This is a genomic window from Microbacterium ureisolvens, assembly GCF_015278315.1.
Taxonomy (GTDB): Bacteria; Actinomycetota; Actinomycetes; order Actinomycetales; family Microbacteriaceae; genus Microbacterium; species Microbacterium ureisolvens.
On sequence record NZ_JADIJE010000002.1, the window covers coordinates 99,284 to 121,036 of the forward strand.

The window sequence follows — 21,753 nt, forward strand, 5'->3', positions numbered from 1 at the left end:
AAATACCCGTCATCGCGGCGGTATACTTGCGCCACAACCACGGGAGTCCGGTGAGCCGGGCTGAGAGGAAGCGACCCACGCTTCGACCGTCGAACCTGATCCGGATCATGCCGGCGCAGGGAGGAGCTCATATGCACGCGTCCACGTCCGCATCCACCCCCGTTGCGGCGAAGAACCCGCAGCCCGCGCGCAGCCCCCGGTGGCGCGTGGTCGACATCGTCGTCGCCGCCGTGCTCGGCGTCGCGATCGGCCTCGTCTTCTGGGCCTGGAACACCGTCGGCTACGCCTGGTTCATCGCGATGGACGGCCTGACCCCCGGCCTCGGGGGCCTCGCGGTGGGCATCTGGCTGATCGGCGGCGTCATCGGCGGGCTGGTGATCCGCAAGCCCGGCGCCGCCCTGCTCGTCGAGGTGATCGCGGCCATCGTCTCGATGCTCATCGGCAACGTGTGGGGCGTCTCGACCCTGCTGTCGGGGCTCGTGCAGGGGCTCGGGGCCGAGCTGATCTTCGCCCTCTTCCTGTACCGCCGGTTCACGCTGCCCGTCGCCATGCTCGCCGGCGTGGGCGCGGCCGTCGGCGCCTGGGTGTTCGAGCTGTTCTACGGCAGCTCGCCCAACATCCTCAAGACCCTCGAGTTCAACGTCATCTACCTCGTGTCGCTCGTCGTGTCGGGCGCCCTGCTCGCAGGCCTCGTCGGCTGGCTCGCGGTGCGTGCGCTCGCCGCCACCGGCGCACTCAACCGCTTCGCGGCCGGACGCGAAGCGCGCCGCGAGGTCTGACGGTGGCGGCCACCCGTCCCGCCCGCATCACGGCGGCGGGCTGGGGCTGGCGCTACGCCGGGCGCCGCGCGCCCGCGGTGCGCGACGTCTCGTTCACGATCGAACCCGGCGAGCGCGTGCTGCTGCTGGGCGCCTCGGGCGCCGGCAAGTCGACGCTGCTCGCGGGCATGGCGGGACTCCTCGGCGGCGCCGACGAGGGCGACGAGACGGGCTCGCTCCTCATCGACGGAGAGCGTGCGGAAGCCCACCGGGGACGCGTCGGACTCGTGCTGCAGGACCCCGACTCGGGCGTCGTGCTGTCGAAGGTCGGCGACGACGTCGCCTTCGGGTGCGAGAACCTCGGGGTGGCGGCATCCGAGATCCCCGCGCGCGTCGCCGAGGCGCTCGCCGCAGTCGGGCTCGACGTGCCCCTCACGCGGCCGACGAAGGCGCTCTCGGGCGGGCAGAAGCAGCGGCTGGCGCTGGCGGGCGTCCTCGCGATGCGGCCCGGGGTGCTGCTGCTCGACGAGCCCACGGCCAACCTCGATCCGGAGGGCGTCCGCGAGGTGCGCGCGAGCATCGAGCGGGCGCTCGCCGAGACGGGCGCCACGCTGGTCGTCATCGAGCACCGCACCGCCGTGTGGGCGGACCTCATGGACCGCGTCATCGTCGTCGCCGCCGACGGCGGGCTCCTCGCCGACGGACGACCTTCCGACGTGTTCGCCCGCCACGGCGCAGAGCTCGCGGCCGCCGGGGTGTGGGTGCCGGGTCGCCCGGTCGAGCTGCCGGTGCTGCCGGCCGCTCCGGTCGACGCGCAGGCGGCGGTGGCGGCATCCGCTCTCTCGATCTCGCGCGACGGACGCACCATCGTGCGCGCGGGACTCGACGTGCGCGTGCCGCGGGGCGCCGCGACGATCGTCACCGGCGCGAACGGCGCCGGCAAGTCCACGCTGGCGCTGACGCTCGCGGGCCTGCTGCCCGAGGCGGCCGGCGAGGTCGTCGCGGCCTCCGAGCTCGCCGGCCGCTCCGGTCGCCGCCCCTCGCGGTGGACGTCGCGCGAGCTGCTCACCCGCATCGGCACGGTGTTTCAGGAACCCGAGCACCAGTTCCTCGCGTCGACGGTGCGCGACGAGCTCGCCATCGGCCCGCGCTCACGAGGCGTCGATCCCGCCGCGGTCGGCGAGGTCGTCGACGAGCTGCTCGAGCGGCTGCACCTGGCACCGCTGGCCGCGGCGAACCCGTTCACGCTCTCTGGAGGCCAGAAGCGCCGGCTCTCGGTCGCCACCGTGCTCGCCGACGCGCCGCCGGTCATCGTGCTCGACGAGCCGACGTTCGGGCAGGACCGCCGTGGCTGGATCGAGCTCGTGCAGCTGCTGCAGTCCGAGATCGCCGCGGGCACGACCGTCGTCGCGGTCAGCCATGACGAAGAGGTGCTGCGTCACCTCGGCGGCCATCGGATCGACCTCGGCGCGCCAGTGCCCGCGGGGGTGGGCGCATGACCGCCGTCGACGCGCCGGCGATGCACGACGGCACCTACGACACACGGCGGGCGTGGCTCGACGGCGTCAACCCGGTCACCAAGATCGTGCTGGCCCTGCTGCTCTCCGTGCCGCTGTTCGCCTCGATCGACGTCACCAGTGCGCTCGTGGCCATCGCGCTGCAGCTCGCGTGCATCCCGCTGACCGGGTTGGGCGCCCTGACGGTGCTGAAGCGGATGCTGCCGATCATCGTGTTCGCGCCGGTCGCGGGCGTCAGCATGCTGCTGTACGCCGAGCCCGGCGGCACCGTCTACTGGTCGTTCTGGTACGCGACGATCAGCGACGAGTCGATCGCCCTCGCTGTCGCGGTGTGCCTGCGCGTCATCGCGCTCGGCCTGCCGACGATCCTGCTCTTCGGCCGCACCGACCCCACCGAGCTCGCCGACGCGCTGGCGCAGGTCGCGAAGCTGCCGTCGCGGTTCGTGCTCGGCGTCCTCGCCGGCACGCGCACGCTCGGGCTGTTCCTCGACGACTGGCGCAGCATGCAGCTGGCGCGGCGCGCGCGGGGGGTCGGCGACACCGGCGCCGTGCGGCGGTTCTTCTCGATGGCGTTCGTGCTGCTCGTGTTCGCCGTCCGTCGCGGCACGAAGCTCGCGATGGCGATGGAGGCGCGCGGGTTCGGGTCCGGCATCCCGCGGACGTGGGCTCGCCCGTCCCGCCTGCACCCCCGCGATGCGTTGGCCCTTCTCGGGGGCATCGCGATCATGGCGCTCGCGATCGGCGCGGCCGTAGCCGTCGGCACCTTCCGGTTCGTGTGGTCCTGACCGGGCGGGCCGGGATCAGTCCGCGGCGACGAGCCGCTCGTAGCCGGGCTGCAGCGCGGGGAAGTAGTCGTCCCAGTTCACCGTCGCGACGTCGACGCCCGCCTGCGCGGCGACGAGCCGGTCGAGGTAGTACTCCCAGCCCGGGCCGATCGAGCCGACGTCCTCGCCGGGGTTGAGGCGCTGGCCGAAGGTGAGCACGGTGTCGCCGGGCGAGTCCTCCGCCAGCTCGAACCACAGGTGCCACGCTCCGCCGCCCTGCGACGTGTCGCCGGCGAACCGCCGCGGCCGGTCGCACTCCAGGATCGTGTACTCCTCGGGCTCGGGATCCTGTCCTTCCGCGGTCATGTAGAAGGTGACGTGCCCGCTCGCCGGGTCGCCCTCCCAGCGGCCGATCCAGCGCTCGAGCAGGTCGGACTCGGTCAGGTGCCGCCACACCTCGTCGGCCGTCGCCCGGAAGCGCCGCAGGATGACGAGGTTCGGTGCGCCGTCGATCTTCGCCACGGTGCCGGTGATGTCGGTCATGTCGCGTTCCACAGCTCCCGGTAGTACGAGAGGCGCTCGCGATCGGGTGCGATCCCGTACGCCTCGATGAGGGCGTCCTCCCATCCCTCGCCATAGTTCCACGCCGTCGACATCGACGCCACGGCGATGTCGGCCCACCGGTCGGCGATCCCGAGCGTGCCGAAGTCCACGTGACCGCTCCACCGCCCGTCGTCGCCGATCAGCGTGTTGGGGCAGCAGGCGTCGCCGTGGCAGACCACGAGCCGGTCGACGGGCGGCGGCTCGCGCAGCGCATCGGGAACACGGATGCCACGTCCCGCCGCGTTCTCGACGCGCGCGGGCACGCCCCAGTCGAAGGGGCAGTCGGCCACCGGCAGCGCGTCGTGCAGCGCGCGCAGACCCTCGCCGACCGCGCGGACGGCGGTGGCGGCATCCGATATCCATCGCGGATCCACCGCCGAGCGACCCGGGACCGCGACCGTCACCATCCACTCGTGCGTGTCGTCGCCACCCTCCTCCAGCACGCGAGGCGCCGTGACGTGCGCACCCGCCCACCGCAGTCGCGCGGCTTCGCCGGCGAACGAGGACTCCGCGTTGCGCGGCCCGTGCTTGACGTACCTGCCGTCGTCGGTGCGGAAGGTCACCCCGCCGTAGTCGTTGCGCCAGACCGGGGTGAGGGCGGCGCCGCGCGCGAGCGCGCGCACCTGCGGCGGGACCTCGATGTCGTCGACGGGGATCGTCACCCTCCCATCCTGCCGGGGTCGGCGGGGCGGGTGCGGGGGTGAGGATCAGGACTCGAGCGCCTCGCGGAGGATCAGCGCGTGGTTGCGGGTGTCGTCGTGCACGGCGTGCAGCAGCGTCACGACGGGATGCGGGGCGAGTTCAGCCCGCAGCGACGCGACGGCCGTGCGGGCCGGTCCGTCGAGCTCGGCGCGGTAGGCGGTCTCGAACTCGGCCCATGCCATCGCGCCGTGATGGAAGGCCTTGCGCAGCTCGGTCGACGGAGCGACCTCCTTCGCCCAGAGATCCAGGGCGGCGCGCTCCTTCGACAGCCCTCGCGGCCAGAGCCGGTCGACGAGCACCCGGAACCCGTCGTCGGGCGCCGGATCGTCGTACACGCGCTTCAACCGGATCTCCATTCGCCCATCAAACACCCGGGCCGGGGCACCGGGCCATGCGTCCCACGTGATGGGATGGGTGCATGGCCACCGTGCGCGCGACCCGCAGGCGGGGTCCGATGACGGCGCTGGAAGGCGACGCGCCGGCCCTCGCGATCGGCGACACCGCCGTACGCCACATCCGGCTCACCACCGACGGCCTGACGCTGTGGCTGGGCGACCGGACCGGCCCGCTCATTCCGTGGGACGGCGTGCGTGCCGTGACCCTCGAGCCGCAGACGACCCGCTGGGTGCACCCGGTGATCGCCGACTCGGTCGGGCCGCTGCTGGAGGGACTGCTCGGCGGAGGGCTCACCGACAAGCCCGAGTCCGCGCCGACGTTCCCGGTGCGGATCGCCGCGAACGACGGCGGCCTCGTGGTGTGGGACGTCACCCAGCACTACCTCTCCGGCTACCGCCCGCGAGAAGTTCGCGCCACCCAGGGCCTTCTCGAGTACCTCGTCGCCCGGACCGAGGCGCGCGTGCTGCTCGGCCGCCCCACGGAGCTGCTCGACCGCATCTCCGCGCTGGTCAGGGTGAGACCGATCATCGCGGAGTGACCCTTCGCGGGCGCGCGGCTAGCCTGGTGATGCGGGTGCCGACACGCCTGGGACTCAGTCCCGCGTATGCTGATACGCGGTTCCGCAGAATCCGGACTTCGAAGGAGAATCCATGGACCTCACGGGTGCCTCCGCGCTCGTCACCGGCGGTGCGAGCGGACTCGGGCTCGCCACCGCCCGTCGCCTGGCTGCGGCCGGCGCCGCCGTCACGATCGTCGACCTGCCGTCCTCGCCGGGCGCCGACGTCGCCGCCGAGCTCGGCGGATCGTTCGCTCCGGCCGACGTCACAGACCCGGAACAGGTGGCGGCCGCCGTCGCCGCGGCTGCGGCATCCGGTCCCCTCCGCGTCGTCGTGAACTGCGCCGGGATCGCCCCGCCCGCCAAAGTGCTGGATCGCGAGGGGAACCCGACGCCGCTCGACGGGTTCGAGCGGATCATCCGCGTCAACCTCATCGGCACGTACAACGTCATCTCGCAGGCATCGGCGGCCATCGCCAAGACGGAGCCCGCCGAAGGCGGCGACCGCGGCGTCATCGTCAACACCGCGAGCGTCGCGGCCTTCGACGGCCAGATCGGGCAGCCCGCCTACTCGGCATCCAAGGGCGGCGTGCACGCCATGACGCTGCCCATCGCCCGCGAGCTCGCGCGCTACGGCATCCGCGTCGTGACGATCGCGCCCGGCATCATGGAGACCCCGATGCTCGCGTCGCTGCCGCAGGCCGCGCAGGACTCCCTCGGCGAGCAGGTGCCCTACCCGCAGCGCCTCGGCAGGCCCGACGAGTACGCGCGCCTGGTGATGTCGATCGTCGACAACGGCTACCTCAACGGCGAGACCATCCGCCTCGACGGCGCCATCCGCATGGCGCCGAAGTAAGGAGAAACGTGAGCGACTCGATCCTCGTCACCCGCGACGGCGCTCTCGCGCGCGTGACCTTCAACCGGCCGGCGTTCCTCAACGCGATGGGCTTCGAGATGGGCGCGCGCTGGCAGGCCGTCGCCCACGAGCTCACGTCCGACGCGTCGGTCGGGGCGATCATCCTGGATGCCGCAGGCCCGGCGTTCTGCGCCGGCGGCGACGTCTTCGAGATGGCGACCTCGGGCGCTTCGGGTGCCGACGTCACCGGTGCGGCGCACACGATCCACGACGGCATCCGCACGTTCGTGGAGTCCGACAAGCCGATCGTCGCGGCAGTCCAGGGCGCCGTCGCGGGCGGGGGACTGGGCCTGATGCTCACCGCCGACTACATCGTCGCGTCGGATCAGGCGAAGTTCGTCAGCAAGTACGCCAACATCGGCCTCACGCCCGACCTCGGCGTCTCGACGCTGCTGCCGGCGGCGGTCGGTCAGCGCCGCGCGCTCCAGCTGCTGCTGCAGGACCTCACCATCGACGCCGAGACCGCGCTCGACTGGGGGCTCGTCACCGAGGTCGTGGCGGCGGACGACGTGGCGTCCCGCGCCGAGGCGGTCGCGCGCTTCTGGATCGACAACGCCACCGCCGCCTTCGGACAGGCCAAGCGCCTGGTCCGCACCGGCGCCCACCGCTCGTTCGCCGACAATCTCGACGACGAGGCCGCCTCGATCGGCGCCCGCTTCGACACCGACGAGGCCAAGGCGCGCGTCGCCGCCTTCGCCGCGGCATCCGCCAAGTCCCGTTCCTGATTCCCGAGCATTCATCGACCAACCGCGTTCTCGCCGAGCGACCACACTCCCGGCGCCGACGACACGGTGCCTCGGCGAGAAACCACGATCTCGACGCCGGGCATCACCCGAAAGGACCATGACATGAGCGACAAGCCCCTCGCCGGCAAGACCATCCTGATGTCGGGCGGCAGCCGCGGCATCGGCCTCGCGATCGCGCTGCGCGCGGCGCGCGACGGCGCGAACATCGCGCTGCTGGCGAAGACCGACACGCCCCATCCCAAGCTCGAGGGCACCGTGCACTCGGCGGCTGAAGAGATCCGCGCCGCCGGCGGCCAGGCGCTCCCCATCGTCGGCGACGTGCGCAACGACGACGACGTCACCGAGGCCGTGCTGAAGACCCAGGGCGAGTTCGGGGGCATCGACATCATCGTGAACAACGCCTCGGTGATCGACCTGTCGCGCTCGCTCGACCTCGACGCCAAGAAGTACGACCTCATGCAGGACGTCAACGTGCGGGGCACCTTCATGCTCTCCCGCGCCGCGGTGCCGATGCTGCAGGATGCCGAGAACCCGCACATCCTGTCGCTGTCGCCGCCGCTCAACCTGTCGCCGAAGTGGCTGGGCGCACACACCGGCTACACGCTGGCGAAGTACGGCATGACGATGGCGACGCTCGGTCTGGCGGCGGAGTTCGCCGAGGCGGGCATCGCTGCCAACACCCTGTGGCCGCGGACCACTATCGCCACGGCCGCGGTGCAGTTCGCCCTCGGTGGCGACCGCATGATGAAGGTGAGCCGCACGCCCGAGATCTACGCCGACGCCGCGTACGAGATCTTCACGAAGCCGTCGCGCGAGTACACCGGGCAGACGCTCATCGTCGAGGACGTGCTCGAGGCCGCCGGTGTGAGCGACTTCTCCGGCTACGCGGCCGTGCCGGGTACGCCGGACTCGGCGCTGTTCCCCGACATCTTCTTGGACTGAGCCCGACCTTCCTGGACGGAGGCCTCCGGCGTACGGTGGGGCGCATGGGTGTCCGCTCGCTGTTCCCCATCCTCTCCACGCCTGACCTCCCTCGGCTCGTGGCCTTCTACGAGGCCGCGCTCGCCGGGACGGTCGTCTACCGGTTCCGCGACGACCAGGCCGGCGCCGACGTGTACGTCTCGCTCGAACTGGGCGGTGAGGCCCTCGGCATCGGGGTGGATCACGAGGTCGCCCCGCCGGCGGCTCACGACCGCGTCGCGCTGTGGTTCTACGTCGACGACGTCGATGCGAGCTTCCGCGCTGCCCTCGACGCCGGAGCGACGGCCGAGCGGGAGCCCACCGACATGCCGTGGGGTGAGCGCGTCGCGCAGGTGCGCGACCCCGACGGCAATCTCGTGAACCTCGGTGCACAGGCGTCGCCCTCGAGCTGACGGCGGGCCCGTGACGGCCGGGAGCAGCCCGCGACGCGGGTGCTCGCCCATGCCCGTCCCGCCGCGCCCCGCTGAGGGCAGGTCAGGCGCGGCTCAGATCAGGCCGAGGCGCTGGAAGGCGTTGGCGATGCCGTCGTCGAGCACGTCGGTGGTGACGAAGTCCGCGAGCTCCTTGAGCTCCGGGTGGGCGTTGCCCATCGCCACCGCGACCCCGCACACCTGGAACATCTCGATGTCGTTCCAGCTGTCGCCGATCGCGACGGCGTCCGCGGCCTCCAGGCCCAGGTGCTCCAGCAGCAGCTCGATCGCCGACCCCTTGGTCGTGTCGCGCTCGTTGATCTCGCCGTTCGAGCCGCCGGGCAGCGGCATGCTCCCCGGCACGATGAGGAACTCGTCGCCGAGGTCGGCCCGCAGCTCCTCGAGACCTTCCTCGTGGTCGCTCACGAAGACCGCCTTGTCGATGCGGCTGAGGTCGGCGTCATCGGCCCGCGGGAACGTGCGCTCGGCGAGCCCGACGAGCGAGTCCTCGGGCCGCACCTCTTCGCCGGCCGCCGCGCGGGCCTCCAGTGCGGCGGCGTAGTCGCGCATCAGCTCGGCCATGTCGTCGCTCGCGTAGACGCCGTCACGCGTCTGCAGGAAGTAACGGATGCCGCGGCTGCGCATCGCGGTCAGCATGCGGTCCGTCGCCTCCGGCGAGAGCGGCCGGTCCACCACCACCTCGTCGCCCGACACCACGAGCGCGCCGGAGTTCGTCACCGCTCCGTCGAACCCGATCTCGGCGACGCGCGGGTGGATGTCGGAGGCCGAACGGCCCGTGCTGAGGTACACCAGATGCCCGGCGGCACGCGCCGCGCGGACGGCGCGGGCCGTCGAGGGCGCGACGTGCGAGCCGTGCTCGAGGATCGTGCCGTCGACGTCCAGGAAGATGATGCGGCGGCGGGCCGGATCGCGACCGTCCCCGGTCGCTGAGCCCGTGCCCCCGGTCGCTGAGCCTGTCGAAGCGCGCATCAGTGCTTGTTCCCGGTGAAGAGGAGGATGCCGCCGAGCCCGATCATGAGGCCGCCGCCCGTGGCGGACAGGGTCGCGATGCGCTTGGGCGACCGGCCGAACCACGTGCGGGCGCTCGCGGCGACCAGCGCCCAGATCCCGTCCGAGATCAGCGCGATGACGAAGAACACCAGGCCGAGCTCGATCATCTGCAGCGGCACCATGCCGGCGGAGAGGTCGACGAACTGGGGGAGCACGGCGACGAAGAACGCGATGGTCTTCGGGGTTGGTGAGGCCGACGATGAAGCCTTCGCCGAGCTGGCGCCACGCCGAGCGGGGGAGTGCCCCGCCGTTCGCCTCGGCGGCTGCCCGGTGCCGGTGGCGGATCGCCTGCACGCCGAGGTACATGAGGTAAAGCGCGCCGGCGACCTTCACGATCGTGAACAGCACGACGGACTGCGCGACGATGCCGCCGACACCGAGAGCCACCAGTCCGATGACCGGCAGCAGGCCGAGCGCGTTGCCGAGCACGCTGAGGAGCCCGCCGGTGCGACCGAGGGCGAGCGCGCGCCCGATCGTGAAGAGCACGCTCGGACCCGGGATCACGATCAGGACGACTGCGGCGAGCGTGAACGCGAGGAGGTTCTCGACGGGGACCACACGGTGAGCCTAGTCCCGGCGGTCGACGTCCAATCGCTTGCGCATGTAGACCTCTTCGATGCCGTCGTCGCCCGGCACGCGCTGGCTCTCGGCGTAGCCCTCGCGCTGGTAGAGGCGCAGGTTCGCCTCGCTGAGCGATCCGGTGAACAGCTCGGCCTCCGTCGCTCCCGCCTCGACCCCACGGCGCTCGACCGCGGCGAGGAGGCGGGTGCCGATGCCTTGCCCCTGCTGGTCGGGGGCGATGCTCAGGCGCCCGACGAGCAGCAGGTCGCCGTCACGGCGCGCGCGCACCGCGCCCACCATGCGGGTGCCGTCCAGAGCGACGCAGCCGAGGTTGTCGATGAGCTCGGCCGCCACCTCGTCGAGCGTCTGCGTGAGCGGCGGCATGTCGGGCGTGCCGTAGATGAGTGCTTCGGAGACGAACGCGGCGCGCTGGAGCGTCATGACCTCGCCGGCGTCGTCCGGGCGTATGGGGCGTACCGTCACGTCGTCGTTCACGCGGCCACGCTAACCGAGCCCGGCAGGCGCAGAACGGGGCTTGACCTGCGCAGCGGAGAGCTGCTCGGCGCGGGCGGGCGGCCGCATCGGCATCCGTCCAGGCACGTCGCCTACCCTGGAAACCATGACCGATTCGCCTGTCCGCACCACCAAACCCCGCCAGGTGCGTCCGGCGACCGAGGGCTGGACGCAGAAGAAGGATGCCGAGGGTCGTCCCCTCCTCCAGTTCGCCAGCCCCAAGCGCGGCAAGCCGCCCGTGCACATGGCCGACTTCACCCCCGAGCAGCGCGTCGAGAAGGTCAAGGAACTCGGGCTTCCGGGCTTCCGCGCGAAGCAGCTCGAGAAGCACTACTTCCAGCACTGGACGCACAATCCCGCCGACATGACGGACCTCCCCGCCGAGGGACGCGAGGATTTCGTGCACGGCATGCTGCCGCCTCTCCTGACCGAGGTGCGCCGCCTCGAGACCGATCGCGGCGACACGATCAAGTTCCTGTGGAAGCTGCACGACGGCGCGCTCGTCGAGTCCGTGCTCATGCGCTATCCCGGCCGCATCACGCTGTGCGTGTCGTCGCAGGCCGGCTGCGGCATGAACTGCCCGTTCTGCGCGACCGGCCAGGCGGGGCTGACCCGCAACATGTCGGCCGCCGAGATCGTCGAGCAGGTGGTGCGCGCCAACCGCCTCATCGCCGAGGGCGGCCTCGGCGGCAAGAAGAAGGGCGATCACTCCGCCGAGCGGGTGTCGAACATCGTCTTCATGGGCATGGGCGAGCCGCTCGCGAACTACGCGCGCGTGATGCAGGCGGTCCGCGTGATGACCGACAAGCAGCACGGCCTCGGCATGAGCGCGCGTGGCATCACCGTCTCGACCGTCGGCCTCGTGCCGGCGATCACGAAGCTCGCGGCGGAGGACATCCCGGTCACGTTCGCGCTGTCGCTCCACGCCCCCGACGACAAGTTGCGCGACGAGCTCATCCCGGTGAACTCGAGGTGGAAGGTCGACGAGGCCCTCGACGCGGCTCGCGCGTACTTCGACAAGACGGGCCGTCGCGTCTCGATCGAGTACGCCCTCATCAAGGACATGAACGACCACGGCTGGCGCGCCGACCTCCTCGCCGAGAAGCTCAACGCCCGCGGCCGCGGCTGGGTGCACGTCAACCCCATCCCGCTGAACCCGACGCCCGGCTCGATCTGGACCGCGTCCGAGATCGGCGTGCAGAACGAGTTCGTCCGCCGCCTCAACGACGCCGGCATCCCCACGACCCTCCGCGACACCCGCGGCAAGGAGATCGACGGCGCCTGCGGCCAGCTCGTCGCCACCGAGGAGGACGAGGCGGTCGCGGCCGTCACCCCGCTCGAGGACTGACTTCTCCGGGAGCCGGCGGGGGAGACGGATGCCTCGGCCCGCGGCATCCGTCATCTCATGCGCCTCTAATACACCTGCCGCACAGGTAGCCCGCTCTATGGTGTGCGGATGTCTTCTTACTCCGCGCACCGGCCGGGCCGGTTCGGCTCCGACGGCCGGATCGAGTTCGAGACAGACGGCGAACAGGCCGAAGATCTGTATCTCGACGACGTGCGCGCTCAGCAGGCCGCCGGCGAGCCAGTGGACGAGCGCGCCGACGCCGACGGCCCGGAAGACCCGTTCCCCGTGACCCAGGACCTCCTCGACGACGCGCTGGCTATGAACCCGACGCAGCCCGTCGCGGTGACCCGGCCGGCGGCCGAGCAGCAGGCCACGATCGGCGAGTGGGGTGCGATCGACGAGCCCCGCGCAGCCGAGCCGGTTGTCGACGAGCCTGTCGCCGACGAGGAGCCGGATGTGGCGGCATCCGTTCCTCCCATCCGGGCCAAGCGCGCGAACCGCGCGCGTCGAGAGCGGACTTCGGGCTGGCGCAAGCTCGCCGTCCTCGGCGGTGCGGACGGCTCGGTGCTCGACGAGGTGCCGACCGAGACGCCGCGCTTCGTGCAGATGTTCTTCGTGATCGCCGGCACGGCGCTGATCTCGGCGATCTCGATGTACTTCGCGCTGACCACGGGAGTGCGGATCGTCATGTGGGGCGCGCTGCCGCTGGCGATCGTGTGGGCGCTCATCATCTTCAACCTCGACCGCTTCCTCACCTCGACGATGCGCTCCTCGCAGAGCATCGGGCGGCTGATCGCGCTCGCCATCCCTCGCGTCATCATGGCCGCCGTCATCGGCATCGTCGTGGCAGAGCCGCTGGTGCTGCAGATCTTCCACAACGACATCGCGCGCGAGGTCAACGCGACGAACATCACGCAGGCGCAGTCGGATCAGGACGCCGTCACCGCCGGCCCGGAGAAGCAGGCGCTGGACGCCGCGAGCGAGCGTGTCGCCGCGCTCGAGAGCCAGGCGGCGAGCGGCGTCGTGGCCGGAGCCGACACCACATCGGCGTCGGCGGCGTCGGCGCAGCAGACCGTCGACGACCTCACCGCGAAGCTCGCCGCCCAGCAGCAGGTGATCGACCAGGCGCGCGCCATCTACCAGTGCGAGCTCACCGGCCAGGGCGCAGGCGAAGTGCCCGGCTGCAGCGGCGTCGCCGGGGAGGGCGCGAGCTCTGGCGCCGCGGAGGCGCAGCTCGCGGCCGCGCAGGCGGCGTACGACGACCTGAACACGCAGCTGACGGCCGCCCAGGCCGACCTCGCCGCCGCGCAGGCGGCGGGCACGGCCGACGCGAGCGCGTCGGAGGAGGTCAACAAGCAGCAGGCGAGGGACGAGCTGCCCGGGGCGCGGGAGCAGTATCAGGCCGCGCTCGCCGCGTACGACGCGCGGGCGGCCGAGATCGCGAGCGGCAACTCCGGTGCGGTGGGCCTGTTGAGCCAGATCAGCGGGCTCGAGCGGCTGTCGGAGCGCGAGCCCACGCTCGCGTGGGCGCACTGGCTGATCGCCGGGCTGTTCTTCATGATCGAGCTGCTGCCGGTGCTCGTGAAGGTGCTCACGAGCTGGGGCGAGCCCTCGCTCTACGAGAAGGCCGACGCGCTGCGCCGCCAGGTGGCCCTCGATCGGGTGACCGCCCGCAGCTGGCGCGAGCGCGCCGACATCGCGCAGGGCGGCCCGGCCTGAGACGGACGACGGATGCCGCGGGCCGCGGCACCGTCCCGCCTGTCGGGATGCGGATGGCGCGTGGGAGCGGTCTCGCGCGTCGCGATATATCGTGTTAGAGTGACCCGCGGCCGCCACTGGGAGGCGGCCGCGACCTCCGTTCCGCCCTCAGTGAACGGGACTGCCGCGATGTCGGCGGCCCGTGCGAAGGTGGGTCGGCACCCTCAGATCCGTAGAGGCGGAGCCCTGCCAAGGCTTCGCCGCGTCCGGGAGAACCCTCGTGCTGGCAAAACTCCTCGTCCGATATCTCAAGCCGTACGGCTGGCTGCTGCTCGGCGTACTGCTGTTCCAGTTCGCCTCTGCCCTTGCATCGCTGTACCTGCCCAGCCTCAACGCCGACATCGTCGACAACGGCGTCTCGAAGGGCGACACCGACTACATCTGGCGCACCGGCCTGGTGATGCTCACGGTCTCGCTCGGGCAGATCGTCGCCGCCATCATCGCGACCTATTTCGCGGCGAAGGCCGCCATGCGCATGGGTCGCGACCTGCGCGACGCCATCTTCGAGCGCGTCTCGGGCTTCTCCGAGCGCGAGGTGACCGGCTTCGGCGCCGGGTCGCTCATCACCCGCAACACCAACGACGTGCAGCAGGTGCAGATGCTCGCGATGATGGGCGCGACGTTCCTCGTCTCGGCGCCCCTGCTCGCGATCGGGGGCGTCATCCTGGCGATCGAGCAGGCCGCCAGCCTCGCGTGGATCATCGCCGTCGCGGTGCCCGTGCTGCTCGTGGTGGCCGGCCTCCTGATCGCGCGCATGGTGCCGCTGTTCCGCAGCTTCCAGGGCAAGCTCGACGGCGTGAACCGCATCATGCGGGAGCAGCTCACCGGCATCCGCGTCGTGCGCGCGTTCGTGCGCGAGCCCATCGAAGAGGAGCGCTTCCGAGAGGCGAACACAGACATCATGGTCGTCGGCCGCAAGGTCGGGTCGCTCTTCGTCGTGCTGTTCCCCGCGGTCATGCTCATCCTCAACGTCACCGTGATCGGGGTGATCTGGTTCGGCGGCATCCAGGTGGATGCGGGCGAGATCCAGATCGGCACGCTGTTCGCCTTCATGCAGTACGTCATGATCATCCTGTCGGGCGTCATGATGGCGAGCTTCATGGCGCTCATGATCCCGCGCGCCGCGGTCTCGGCCGAACGCGTCACCGAGGTGCTCGGCACCCGCTCGTCCCTCGTCCGGCCCGACGACGCGCGCGCGCAGTTCCCGGCACCCGGTGCCGTCGCGTTCGAAGACGTCTCCTACACGTACCCGGGTGCGGCGCATCCGATCCTGTCCGGCATCACGTTCCGCGCGGAGCCGGGCGAGACCGTCGCCGTCGTCGGGTCCACCGGCGCCGGCAAGACCACGCTCGTCTCGCTCATCCCGCGCCTGTTCGACGTCACGGGCGGCGTGGTCCGCGTCGGTGGCGTCGACGTGCGCGAGGCCGACCTCGACGCGCTCTGGAGCACCATCGGCCTGGTGCCGCAGCGGCCGTTCCTGTTCACCGGCACGGTGGCGTCCAACCTGCGATTCGGCAAGGAGGACGCGACCGATGCCGAGCTCTGGCGCGCGCTCGAGATCGCCCAGGCGAGCGACTTCGTGAGCCAGATGCCGAACGGCCTTGACTCCCTCATCGCGCAGGGCGGCTCGAACGTGTCGGGCGGGCAGCGCCAGCGACTCGCGATCGCGCGAGCGATCGTGCACGCCCCCAGGATCCTCGTGTTCGACGACTCGTTCTCGGCGCTCGATCTCACCACCGATGCGAGGCTGAGGCAGGCGCTGTGGCGCGAGCTGCCCGACGTGACGAAGATCGTCGTCGCGCAGCGAGTCTCCACGATCACCGACGCCGACCGCATCGTGGTGCTCGACGACGGCGGGATCGTCGGACTCGGCACCCACGAGGAGCTGCTCGAGACGAGCCAGACCTACCGCGAGATCGTCGAATCCCAGCTCGGAGCGGAGGTCGCACGATGAGCGACGAGAAGCGCACACGCACCCGCGGCCGCAAGCCGGTCGAGCAGGTGCTCTCGGCGGAGGAGAAGCTCGAGATCGAGATGGGCGAGCAGGCCCGCATCGCGGCCGACGACTGGTCGGGCGCGGTCGCGCCCGGCAAGGCCGCCCGGTTCGGTCCGTCGTTCCGCCGGCTGATCGGGCTCTTGAAGCCCAACGCGGTGGCGTTCGTCTTCGTGTCGATCCTCGGAGCGATCGGCGTCGTGCTCGCCGTGCTCTCGCCCAAGGTGCTGGGTGAGGCGACGAACATCCTGTTCGAGGGCGTCGTCTCGGGCATGGCTCCCGCGGGCACGACCAAGCAGCAGGTCGTCGACGGTCTCCAGGCCGCCGGTCAGCAGGACCTCGCCAACATCGTCAGCGCGATGCAGAACTTCGTCCCGGGCGCCGGCGTCGACTTCATGGCGCTCAGCCGCGTGCTCCTCATCGTGCTGGCGCTGTACTTCGCGTCGTCGCTGCTGATGTGGGTGCAGGGCTATGTGATCAACGTGATCATGGTCCGCACCATGTGGCGTCTGCGCGAGCAGGTCGAGGCCAAGATCAACCGGCTGCCGCTCAGCTACTTCGACCGCGTCCAGCGCGGCGAGCTGATCTCGCGGGTGACCAACGACATCGACAACATCACCCAGATGATGCAGCAGTCGCTGTCGCAGGCGCTGACCGCCGTGCTCACGGTCATCGGCGTCCTCATCATGATGCTGTCGATCTCGTGGCAGCTGACGCTCGTCGTGCTCATCTCGTTCCCGCTGATGGGCGTGCTGTTCGGCGTCATCGGGCCGCGCTCGCAGAAGGCGTTCGGCATCCAGTGGCGCAAGGTCGGCCGCCTCAACGCGCGCGTCGAGGAGTCGTTCTCGGGCCACGCGCTCGTGAAGGTGTTCGGTCGTGAGCAGGCCTCGCGCGAGGCGTTCCGCGCCGAGAACGAGGAGCTGTACCAGGCCTCGTTCAAGGCGCAGTTCCTGTCGAACATCATGATGCCCGCGATGATGTTCATCGGGAACCTCACCTACGTCGGCATCGCCGTCTTCGGCGCGCTGATGGTCGCGGGCGGCCAGCTGCGCCTGGGCGACGTGCAGGCGTTCATCCAGTACTCCCAGCAGTTCACGCAGCCGCTGTCCGAGCTCGGCGGCATGGCGGCGGTCGTGCAGTCGGGCACCGCCTCGGCCGAACGCGTGTTCGAGCTGCTCGACGAGCCCGAGCAGGAGCCCGACGCCGAGGACGCCCCAGCACCGGTCGAGGGCGACGGCACGATCGAATTCCAGGACGTGGCGTTCTCGTACTCGCCCGACCGTCCGCTCATCCACGACCTGTCGTTCCGGGTCGAACCCGGGCAGACCGTCGCGATCGTGGGTCCGACCGGCGCCGGCAAGACGACGCTCGTCAACCTGCTGATGCGCTTCTACGAGCTCGACGGCGGCCGGATCCTCCTCAACGGTCAAAACATCGCCGAGCTCACCCGCCGCGACATCCGCGCCGAGACCGGCATGGTGCTGCAGGATCCCTGGCTGTTCGCCGGCACGATCCGCGAGAACATCCGCTACGGACGCGCCGATGCCACCGACGACGAGATCCTCGCCGCCGCACGCGCCACGTACGTCGACCGGTTCGTGCACTCGCTGCCGGACGGCTACGACACGGTCCTCGACGAGGACGCGTCGAACATCTCAGCAGGTGAGAAGCAGCTCATCACGATCGCGCGCGCGTTCGTGGCGCAGCCCTCGGTGCTGATCCTCGACGAGGCGACGAGTTCGGTCGACACCCGCACCGAGCTGTTGCTCCAGCACGCCATGGCGGCGCTCCGCGAGGGGCGCACGTCGTTCGTCATCGCCCACCGCCTGTCGACGATCCGCGACGCCGACCTCATCCTCGTGATGGAGAACGGCGGGATCGTCGAGAAGGGCACGCACGACGAGCTCATCGCGGCCAAGGGCGCGTACTTCCGCCTGTACAACTCTCAGTTCGAGCAGGCGGCGGCCGATCTCGACGAGGAGGCCCGTGCCCTCTCCGTCGACGCGGAGGGCGGCGGGGCCGCTGCCGCGACCGAGCATGACGCGACCGAGGACGAGACCGCTTCGGTGCGGTGACCTGGAAACGCTGCCCGCGCCGAGGAGGCCCTCGGGGCGGGTAGCGTTTTCTCATGGTCAATTACCGGTACCTCGGAAACAGCGGTCTCAAGGTCAGTGAGATCACCTACGGCAACTGGGTCACGCACGGCTCGCAGGTCGACGACTCGGCCGCCATCGCCACCGTCCACGCGGCGCTCGACGCCGGCATCACCACGTTCGACACCGCAGACGTCTACGCGAACACCGCCGCCGAGACCGTGCTCGGCAAGGCGCTCGACGGTCAGCGCCGCGAATCGCTCGAGATCTTCACCAAGGTCTACTGGCCGACCGGCCCCGGCGGCGCGAACGACACCGGCCTGAGCCGCAAGCACATCTTCGAGTCGATCAACGGGTCGCTCAAGCGCCTCGGCACCGACTATGTCGACCTCTACCAGGCGCACCGCTACGACTACGAGACGCCCCTGGAAGAGACGTTCCAGGCCTTCGCCGACATCGTCCGCCAGGGCAAGGCGCTGTACATCGGCGTCTCGGAGTGGACCGCCGAGCAGCTGCGCGAGGGCCACGCGCTCGCGAAGAGCTACGGTGTGCAGCTCATCTCGAACCAGCCCCAGTACTCGGCGCTGTGGCGTGTGATCGAGGAGCGCGTCGTGCCGGCGTCGGAGGAGCTCGGCATCTCGCAGATCGTCTGGTCGCCGATGGCGCAGGGCGTGCTGTCGGGCAAGTACCTTCCCGGCCAGCCGCTGCCCGAGGGCTCGCGCGCGACCGACGAGAAGAGCGGCGCGCGCTTCATCCAGCGGTTCCTCCGCGACGAGGTGCTCGAGGCCGTGCAGCGACTGAAGCCGGTCGCCGAGCAGGCAGGGCTGTCGCTGCCGCAGCTGGCGATCGCGTGGGTGCTGCAGAACAAGAACGTCGCTTCGGCGCTGGTGGGGGCATCGCGTCCCGAGCAGCTCGCCGAGACGGTCAAGGCCTCGGGCGTGGTGCTCGACGCCGACACGCTCGCTGCCATCGACGAGGCGCTCGGCGACGCGGTTTACCGCGACCCCGAGGACACCTACACGGTGTCTCCCAAGACCCGCGTGGCGTGACCGGCGGCTGACATGCCGAAGACGACCAGCGCCGGCGTCCTGCTCTACCGGCTCGAGCCCGAGCTCGAGGTGCTCATCGCACACATGGGCGGGCCGTACTGGGCGAGCAAGGATGCCGGCGCCTGGTCGATCCCCAAGGGCGAGTTCGTCGAAGGGGACGAGGGCGCGCTGGATGCCGCGCGCCGCGAGTTCCGCGAGGAGCTCGGCATCGATCCTCCCGAGCCGCCCTACGCCGAGCTCGGCACCTTCGCGTACTCGTCGGGCAAGCGGGTGACCGTGTTCGTCGCCGACGGCGCCGGGTTCTCGCTCGACGGCGTCGAGTTCGGCGAGTTCGAGCTCGAGTGGCCACCGCGGTCGGGGAAGACGGCCCGGTTCCCCGAGGTCGACCGCCTGGAATGGACGACCACGGATGCCGCGCGCGAACGCCTCGTGAAGGGCCAGCGTCCTGCGATCGACGCCCTCGAGAAGCACCTCGCCGAGGTCGCCTCCTCCTGATCCCCGGCTGCCCCGCCCCCGCCCCCGACGCCCGCCGCGCCCCTGGGCCCCCGCGAGAGTACAGCTGGTCGCCGAGAGCGTGGTTGGTTCCCTACCTCTCGTCCACCAGCTGTACTCTCGCGGGCCCTTGTGGGACGGCGGAAGGCCGCGGAGACTGACGGAGGCCGATCAGACGAGAGGAACCACCATGGCTCACGGCGACATCACGCACATCGACATCCCGGTCAGCGACTTCGGCAGGGCGACCGCGTTCTACTCCGGCCTCTTCGGCTGGCAGATCGCCGAGGTGCCTGGCTACGAGGGCTATCCGATGTGGCAGGCGCCAAACAAGATCTCCGGCGGCGGCCTCGCGCCGCGCAGCGATGGGTTCAGTCAGCCCCGCTCCTACGTCGAGGTCGACTCCATCGACGACACGATCGCGGCGGCGAAGGATGCCGGCGCCACGGTCGTCATGGAGAAGAGCGAGATCAGCCCCACCAGCTGGTGGGCCGTGATCAACGACCCCGACGGCAACGCGATCGGGCTCTACGAGGGTTCTACCGAGGGCTGACCGCGGCCGACTGACCGCGACTGCTGCACTTTCCTGCGACCGCGCCGCAGATCTATGCAGCACTCGCAGGTCGGTGCAGCAGTTGTGGGCGTCGCCGCGCCGGCGCTCAGGCGGGCAGAACCAGAACGGCGGGGACGGATGCCGGTGGCCCGGCCTCCGCGCCGCGCCCGGTGGTGCGAAACCCGGCGCCAGTCGCCGCGAGCGTCCCGGCGACCGCGGTCACGGAGCCCAGCGTGCGGTCGCGCATCAGCGGCGCGGAGCGGACGCGCGCGCCCACGGCCCGGACGAGCGCGATCGGCGACCGCGGAGTCAGGCCGGGCGCGGCATCCGAGTCGAGACCGGCGGCGAGGGCGGACAGCGCCGGACGCAGCGCTTCGTCGTGCGAGCGGGCCTCGTCGGCGGCGATCCACGCGAGGAGCTCTCCAATAGTCCAATCAGGCGCAACTGGCATGCGTGCGGCGGATTCTGTGGCGGCGGTACGGAACATTGGACCAGAATGCGGCGGTATGACGACCGTCGACAGGGCCAATGAGCGGCTGGTGGACCACAGGGTGGCCCTCGGCGGCACCGTCGAGGCCTCCCGCCTCGCCGGCCGCCTGGGCCGATGGGCGCACGGCGACGGCACCCTGACCGCGCGACTGGCGCAGGCGATCGCGGCGCTGATCGAGGGAGGCGAGCTCCGTCCCGGTGACCGCCTTCCGCCCGAGCGGGCGCTGGCGGGCGCGATCGCGGTGTCGCGGGGAACCGTCGTGGCGGCCTACGCACTGCTGAGCGAGGACGAGCTCGTGGAGCGCCGGCAGGGGAGCGGAACGCGCGTCGCCGGTCACCTGGCCGCCGCGCTGCCGGCACGCGAGCGCACCGCGCGCGGTGAGGGCCTGTTCTCGGCGCTCCCCTCGGGCATCGATCTGCTGCGGGCGGTGCCCGCGATGCCGCAGCTGGCCCTTGACATCGTCCGCGCGCACACACCCACGCTCGACCCGGTGACGCTCTCCGAGACCGACCCGGCGGGTCTTCCGAGCCTCCGCACCCGGATCGCGGCGCTCTTCGAGGAGGAGGGGACCACGGCGACCGCGGCGCAGATCCTCGTGACCCACGGCGCGCAGCAGGCGATCAGCCTCGTGGTCGACGAACTGGTCTCGCCGGGCGACGTCGTTCTCACCGAGTCGGTCACGTGGCCGGGTCTCGCGGATTCGGTGCGCCGCCGCGGTGGCCGCGTGCACGGCGTGACCATCGGGCCCGAGGGCGTCGACGTCGACGAGCTCGAGGCGGCGATCGTCGCACTGCGGCCGGTGCTCATCGCCGTGAACCCGCACCACCACAATCCGACCGGCACGCGCCTGCCGTCCGCGGGCAGGATCCGGATCGCCGACCTGTCGGCCGAATACGGCGTGCCCGTGCTCGAGGACCGCGTGCTCGCGCACGTGTCGTTCGACGGGGTCGTCCCCCCGACGCTGGCTGCGCTGCGGCCTGATGCGCCCACCATCGTGGTCGACTCGCTGTCGAAGTGGTCGTGGTCGGGGCTTCGCATCGGGTGGCTCCGCGCCGATCCCGTGCTGGTCCGGCGCCTGCGCGGCGTGCGCCAGCTCGTCGACCAGTCCACGAGCGTGCCCGCGCAGCTGCTCGCGCTCGACCTCGTCGAGGAGGCGCGGGCGCTGCGCCGCGCGGTGGGCGAGACGCACGCCGTCGCGTCCGCCCGGCTGCTGGCGGAGATGGCCGAGCAGCTGCCCGACTGGCAGGTGACGCCGCCGCGGGGAGGACTGGCAGTGTGGGCGCGGCTACCCGTCGGGTCGGCGACGGCGCTGTCGCGCCTGGCCGCGATGCGCGGCGTCGCGGTGGCCGGAGGCACCGAGTTCACGGCATCCGTCGTCTACGACGACCACATCCGCGTGCCTTTCACCGCCCCGGAGCCCGTGCTCGAGGAGGGGGTGCGGCGCCTGGGCGAGGCGTGGCGCGACTATCGCGCCCAGCTCTAG

At 71.2% G+C, this 21,753-nt stretch carries 22 protein-coding genes, 1 pseudogene and 1 riboswitch; of the genes and pseudogenes, 16 read left to right on the plus strand and 7 right to left on the minus strand.

Going from position 1 to position 21,753, the window contains the following annotated elements:
* The first annotated feature begins 29 nt into the window (after positions 1-29).
* Positions 30-139, plus strand: a riboswitch (TPP riboswitch).
* The 3 genes from IM767_RS02805 to IM767_RS02815 all read left to right on the plus strand — a co-directional run bounded on the left by IM767_RS02805 (position 132) and on the right by IM767_RS02815 (position 3,060).
* Positions 132-779 carry an ECF transporter S component gene (locus IM767_RS02805; RefSeq protein WP_109208947.1) on the plus strand — a complete coding sequence of 216 codons (648 nt, stop codon included), beginning with the start codon at positions 132-134 and terminating at the stop codon, positions 777-779. Its footprint overlaps the riboswitch before it by 8 nt.
* 2 nt (positions 780-781) lie before the next feature.
* Positions 782-2,257: an ABC transporter ATP-binding protein gene (locus IM767_RS02810; protein WP_339327380.1), complete on the plus strand. Its 1,476-nt coding sequence runs from the start codon at positions 782-784 to the stop codon at positions 2,255-2,257.
* On the plus strand, positions 2,254-3,060 hold the full coding sequence (locus IM767_RS02815; protein ID WP_194398791.1) for an energy-coupling factor transporter transmembrane component T family protein: 807 nt from the start codon (positions 2,254-2,256) through the stop codon (positions 3,058-3,060). Before IM767_RS02810 ends, IM767_RS02815 begins: the two co-directional genes overlap by 4 nt.
* Before the next feature lie 15 nt (positions 3,061-3,075).
* Here IM767_RS02815 and IM767_RS02820 read toward each other — a convergent pair whose 3' ends face one another.
* From IM767_RS02820 to IM767_RS02830, 3 genes are read right to left on the minus strand one after another with little or no spacing between them, the layout of a single operon-like run.
* A complete protein-coding gene (locus IM767_RS02820) occupies positions 3,076-3,582 on the minus strand; it encodes an SRPBCC domain-containing protein (protein ID WP_109208948.1) in 507 nt (168 codons plus the stop codon).
* Positions 3,579-4,304 carry an aminoglycoside 3'-phosphotransferase gene (locus tag IM767_RS02825; protein WP_109208949.1) on the minus strand — a complete coding sequence of 242 codons (726 nt, stop codon included), beginning with the start codon at positions 4,302-4,304 and terminating at the stop codon, positions 3,579-3,581. Before IM767_RS02825 ends, IM767_RS02820 begins: the two co-directional genes overlap by 4 nt.
* A 45-nt stretch (positions 4,305-4,349) precedes the next feature.
* A complete protein-coding gene (locus tag IM767_RS02830) occupies positions 4,350-4,700 on the minus strand; it encodes a DUF488 domain-containing protein (protein WP_109208950.1) in 351 nt (116 codons plus the stop codon).
* 62 nt (positions 4,701-4,762) lie between these two features.
* Between IM767_RS02830 and IM767_RS02835 the strand changes: the two genes are divergently transcribed.
* The 5 genes from IM767_RS02835 to IM767_RS02855 all read left to right on the plus strand — a co-directional run bounded on the left by IM767_RS02835 (position 4,763) and on the right by IM767_RS02855 (position 8,331).
* Positions 4,763-5,278, plus strand: coding sequence for a hypothetical protein (locus IM767_RS02835; RefSeq protein WP_162564201.1), 516 nt, complete (start codon positions 4,763-4,765; stop codon positions 5,276-5,278).
* Positions 5,279-5,390: 112 nt separating this feature from the next.
* Entirely contained in the window at positions 5,391-6,152 is a 762-nt protein-coding gene (locus tag IM767_RS02840; RefSeq protein WP_109208952.1) for an SDR family NAD(P)-dependent oxidoreductase, read from the plus strand.
* An 8-nt stretch (positions 6,153-6,160) separates the two neighbouring features.
* Positions 6,161-6,937, plus strand: a complete 777-nt coding sequence (locus tag IM767_RS02845) for an enoyl-CoA hydratase/isomerase family protein (RefSeq protein ID WP_109208953.1) — start codon at positions 6,161-6,163, stop codon at positions 6,935-6,937.
* Between the two features lie 123 nt (positions 6,938-7,060).
* Positions 7,061-7,900, plus strand: a complete 840-nt coding sequence (locus IM767_RS02850) for an SDR family oxidoreductase (RefSeq protein WP_109208954.1) — start codon at positions 7,061-7,063, stop codon at positions 7,898-7,900.
* A gap of 44 nt (positions 7,901-7,944) precedes the next feature.
* On the plus strand, positions 7,945-8,331 hold the full coding sequence (locus tag IM767_RS02855) for a VOC family protein (RefSeq protein ID WP_109208955.1): 387 nt from the start codon (positions 7,945-7,947) through the stop codon (positions 8,329-8,331).
* A gap of 93 nt (positions 8,332-8,424) precedes the next feature.
* Here IM767_RS02855 and IM767_RS02860 read toward each other — a convergent pair whose 3' ends face one another.
* From IM767_RS02860 to IM767_RS02870, 3 genes and pseudogenes are all read right to left on the minus strand, one after another.
* A complete protein-coding gene (locus IM767_RS02860) occupies positions 8,425-9,339 on the minus strand; it encodes a Cof-type HAD-IIB family hydrolase (protein WP_109208956.1) in 915 nt (304 codons plus the stop codon).
* A pseudogene (locus tag IM767_RS02865) lies at positions 9,339-9,978 on the minus strand (LysE family translocator). Before IM767_RS02865 ends, IM767_RS02860 begins: the two are co-directional and overlap by 1 nt.
* A gap of 9 nt (positions 9,979-9,987) precedes the next feature.
* Entirely contained in the window at positions 9,988-10,422 is a 435-nt protein-coding gene (locus IM767_RS02870) for a GNAT family N-acetyltransferase (protein ID WP_109209163.1), read from the minus strand.
* Positions 10,423-10,600: 178 nt separating this feature from the next.
* Between IM767_RS02870 and rlmN the strand changes: the two genes are divergently transcribed.
* The 7 genes from rlmN (at position 10,601) to IM767_RS02905 (ending at position 19,780) form a co-directional block, all read left to right on the plus strand.
* On the plus strand, positions 10,601-11,842 hold the full coding sequence (rlmN, locus tag IM767_RS02875) for a dual-specificity RNA methyltransferase RlmN (RefSeq protein ID WP_109208957.1): 1,242 nt from the start codon (positions 10,601-10,603) through the stop codon (positions 11,840-11,842).
* A 108-nt stretch (positions 11,843-11,950) separates the two neighbouring features.
* Positions 11,951-13,561, plus strand: a complete 1,611-nt coding sequence (locus IM767_RS02880; protein ID WP_109208958.1) for a DUF4407 domain-containing protein — start codon at positions 11,951-11,953, stop codon at positions 13,559-13,561.
* Between the two features lie 259 nt (positions 13,562-13,820).
* Entirely contained in the window at positions 13,821-15,554 is a 1,734-nt protein-coding gene (locus IM767_RS02885; protein WP_109208959.1) for an ABC transporter ATP-binding protein, read from the plus strand.
* On the plus strand, positions 15,551-17,668 hold the full coding sequence (locus IM767_RS02890; protein WP_109208960.1) for an ABC transporter ATP-binding protein: 2,118 nt from the start codon (positions 15,551-15,553) through the stop codon (positions 17,666-17,668). The genes IM767_RS02885 and IM767_RS02890 overlap by 4 nt, the downstream gene beginning before the upstream one ends.
* A gap of 53 nt (positions 17,669-17,721) precedes the next feature.
* Positions 17,722-18,735 carry an aldo/keto reductase family protein gene (locus IM767_RS02895; RefSeq protein WP_109208961.1) on the plus strand — a complete coding sequence of 338 codons (1,014 nt, stop codon included), beginning with the start codon at positions 17,722-17,724 and terminating at the stop codon, positions 18,733-18,735.
* A 12-nt stretch (positions 18,736-18,747) separates the two neighbouring features.
* Positions 18,748-19,230 carry an NUDIX hydrolase gene (locus IM767_RS02900; RefSeq protein WP_109208962.1) on the plus strand — a complete coding sequence of 161 codons (483 nt, stop codon included), beginning with the start codon at positions 18,748-18,750 and terminating at the stop codon, positions 19,228-19,230.
* A gap of 187 nt (positions 19,231-19,417) precedes the next feature.
* Positions 19,418-19,780 (plus strand): VOC family protein, encoded by a 363-nt coding sequence (locus IM767_RS02905; protein WP_109208963.1) that lies wholly within the window; start codon positions 19,418-19,420, stop codon positions 19,778-19,780.
* 106 nt (positions 19,781-19,886) lie between these two features.
* Here IM767_RS02905 and IM767_RS02910 read toward each other — a convergent pair whose 3' ends face one another.
* On the minus strand, positions 19,887-20,231 hold the full coding sequence (locus IM767_RS02910) for a hypothetical protein (protein WP_109208964.1): 345 nt from the start codon (positions 20,229-20,231) through the stop codon (positions 19,887-19,889).
* Between the two features lie 55 nt (positions 20,232-20,286).
* On the opposite strand from IM767_RS02910, the gene IM767_RS02915 reads away from it, so the two are divergent.
* Entirely contained in the window at positions 20,287-21,753 is a 1,467-nt protein-coding gene (locus IM767_RS02915) for an aminotransferase-like domain-containing protein (protein WP_109208965.1), read from the plus strand.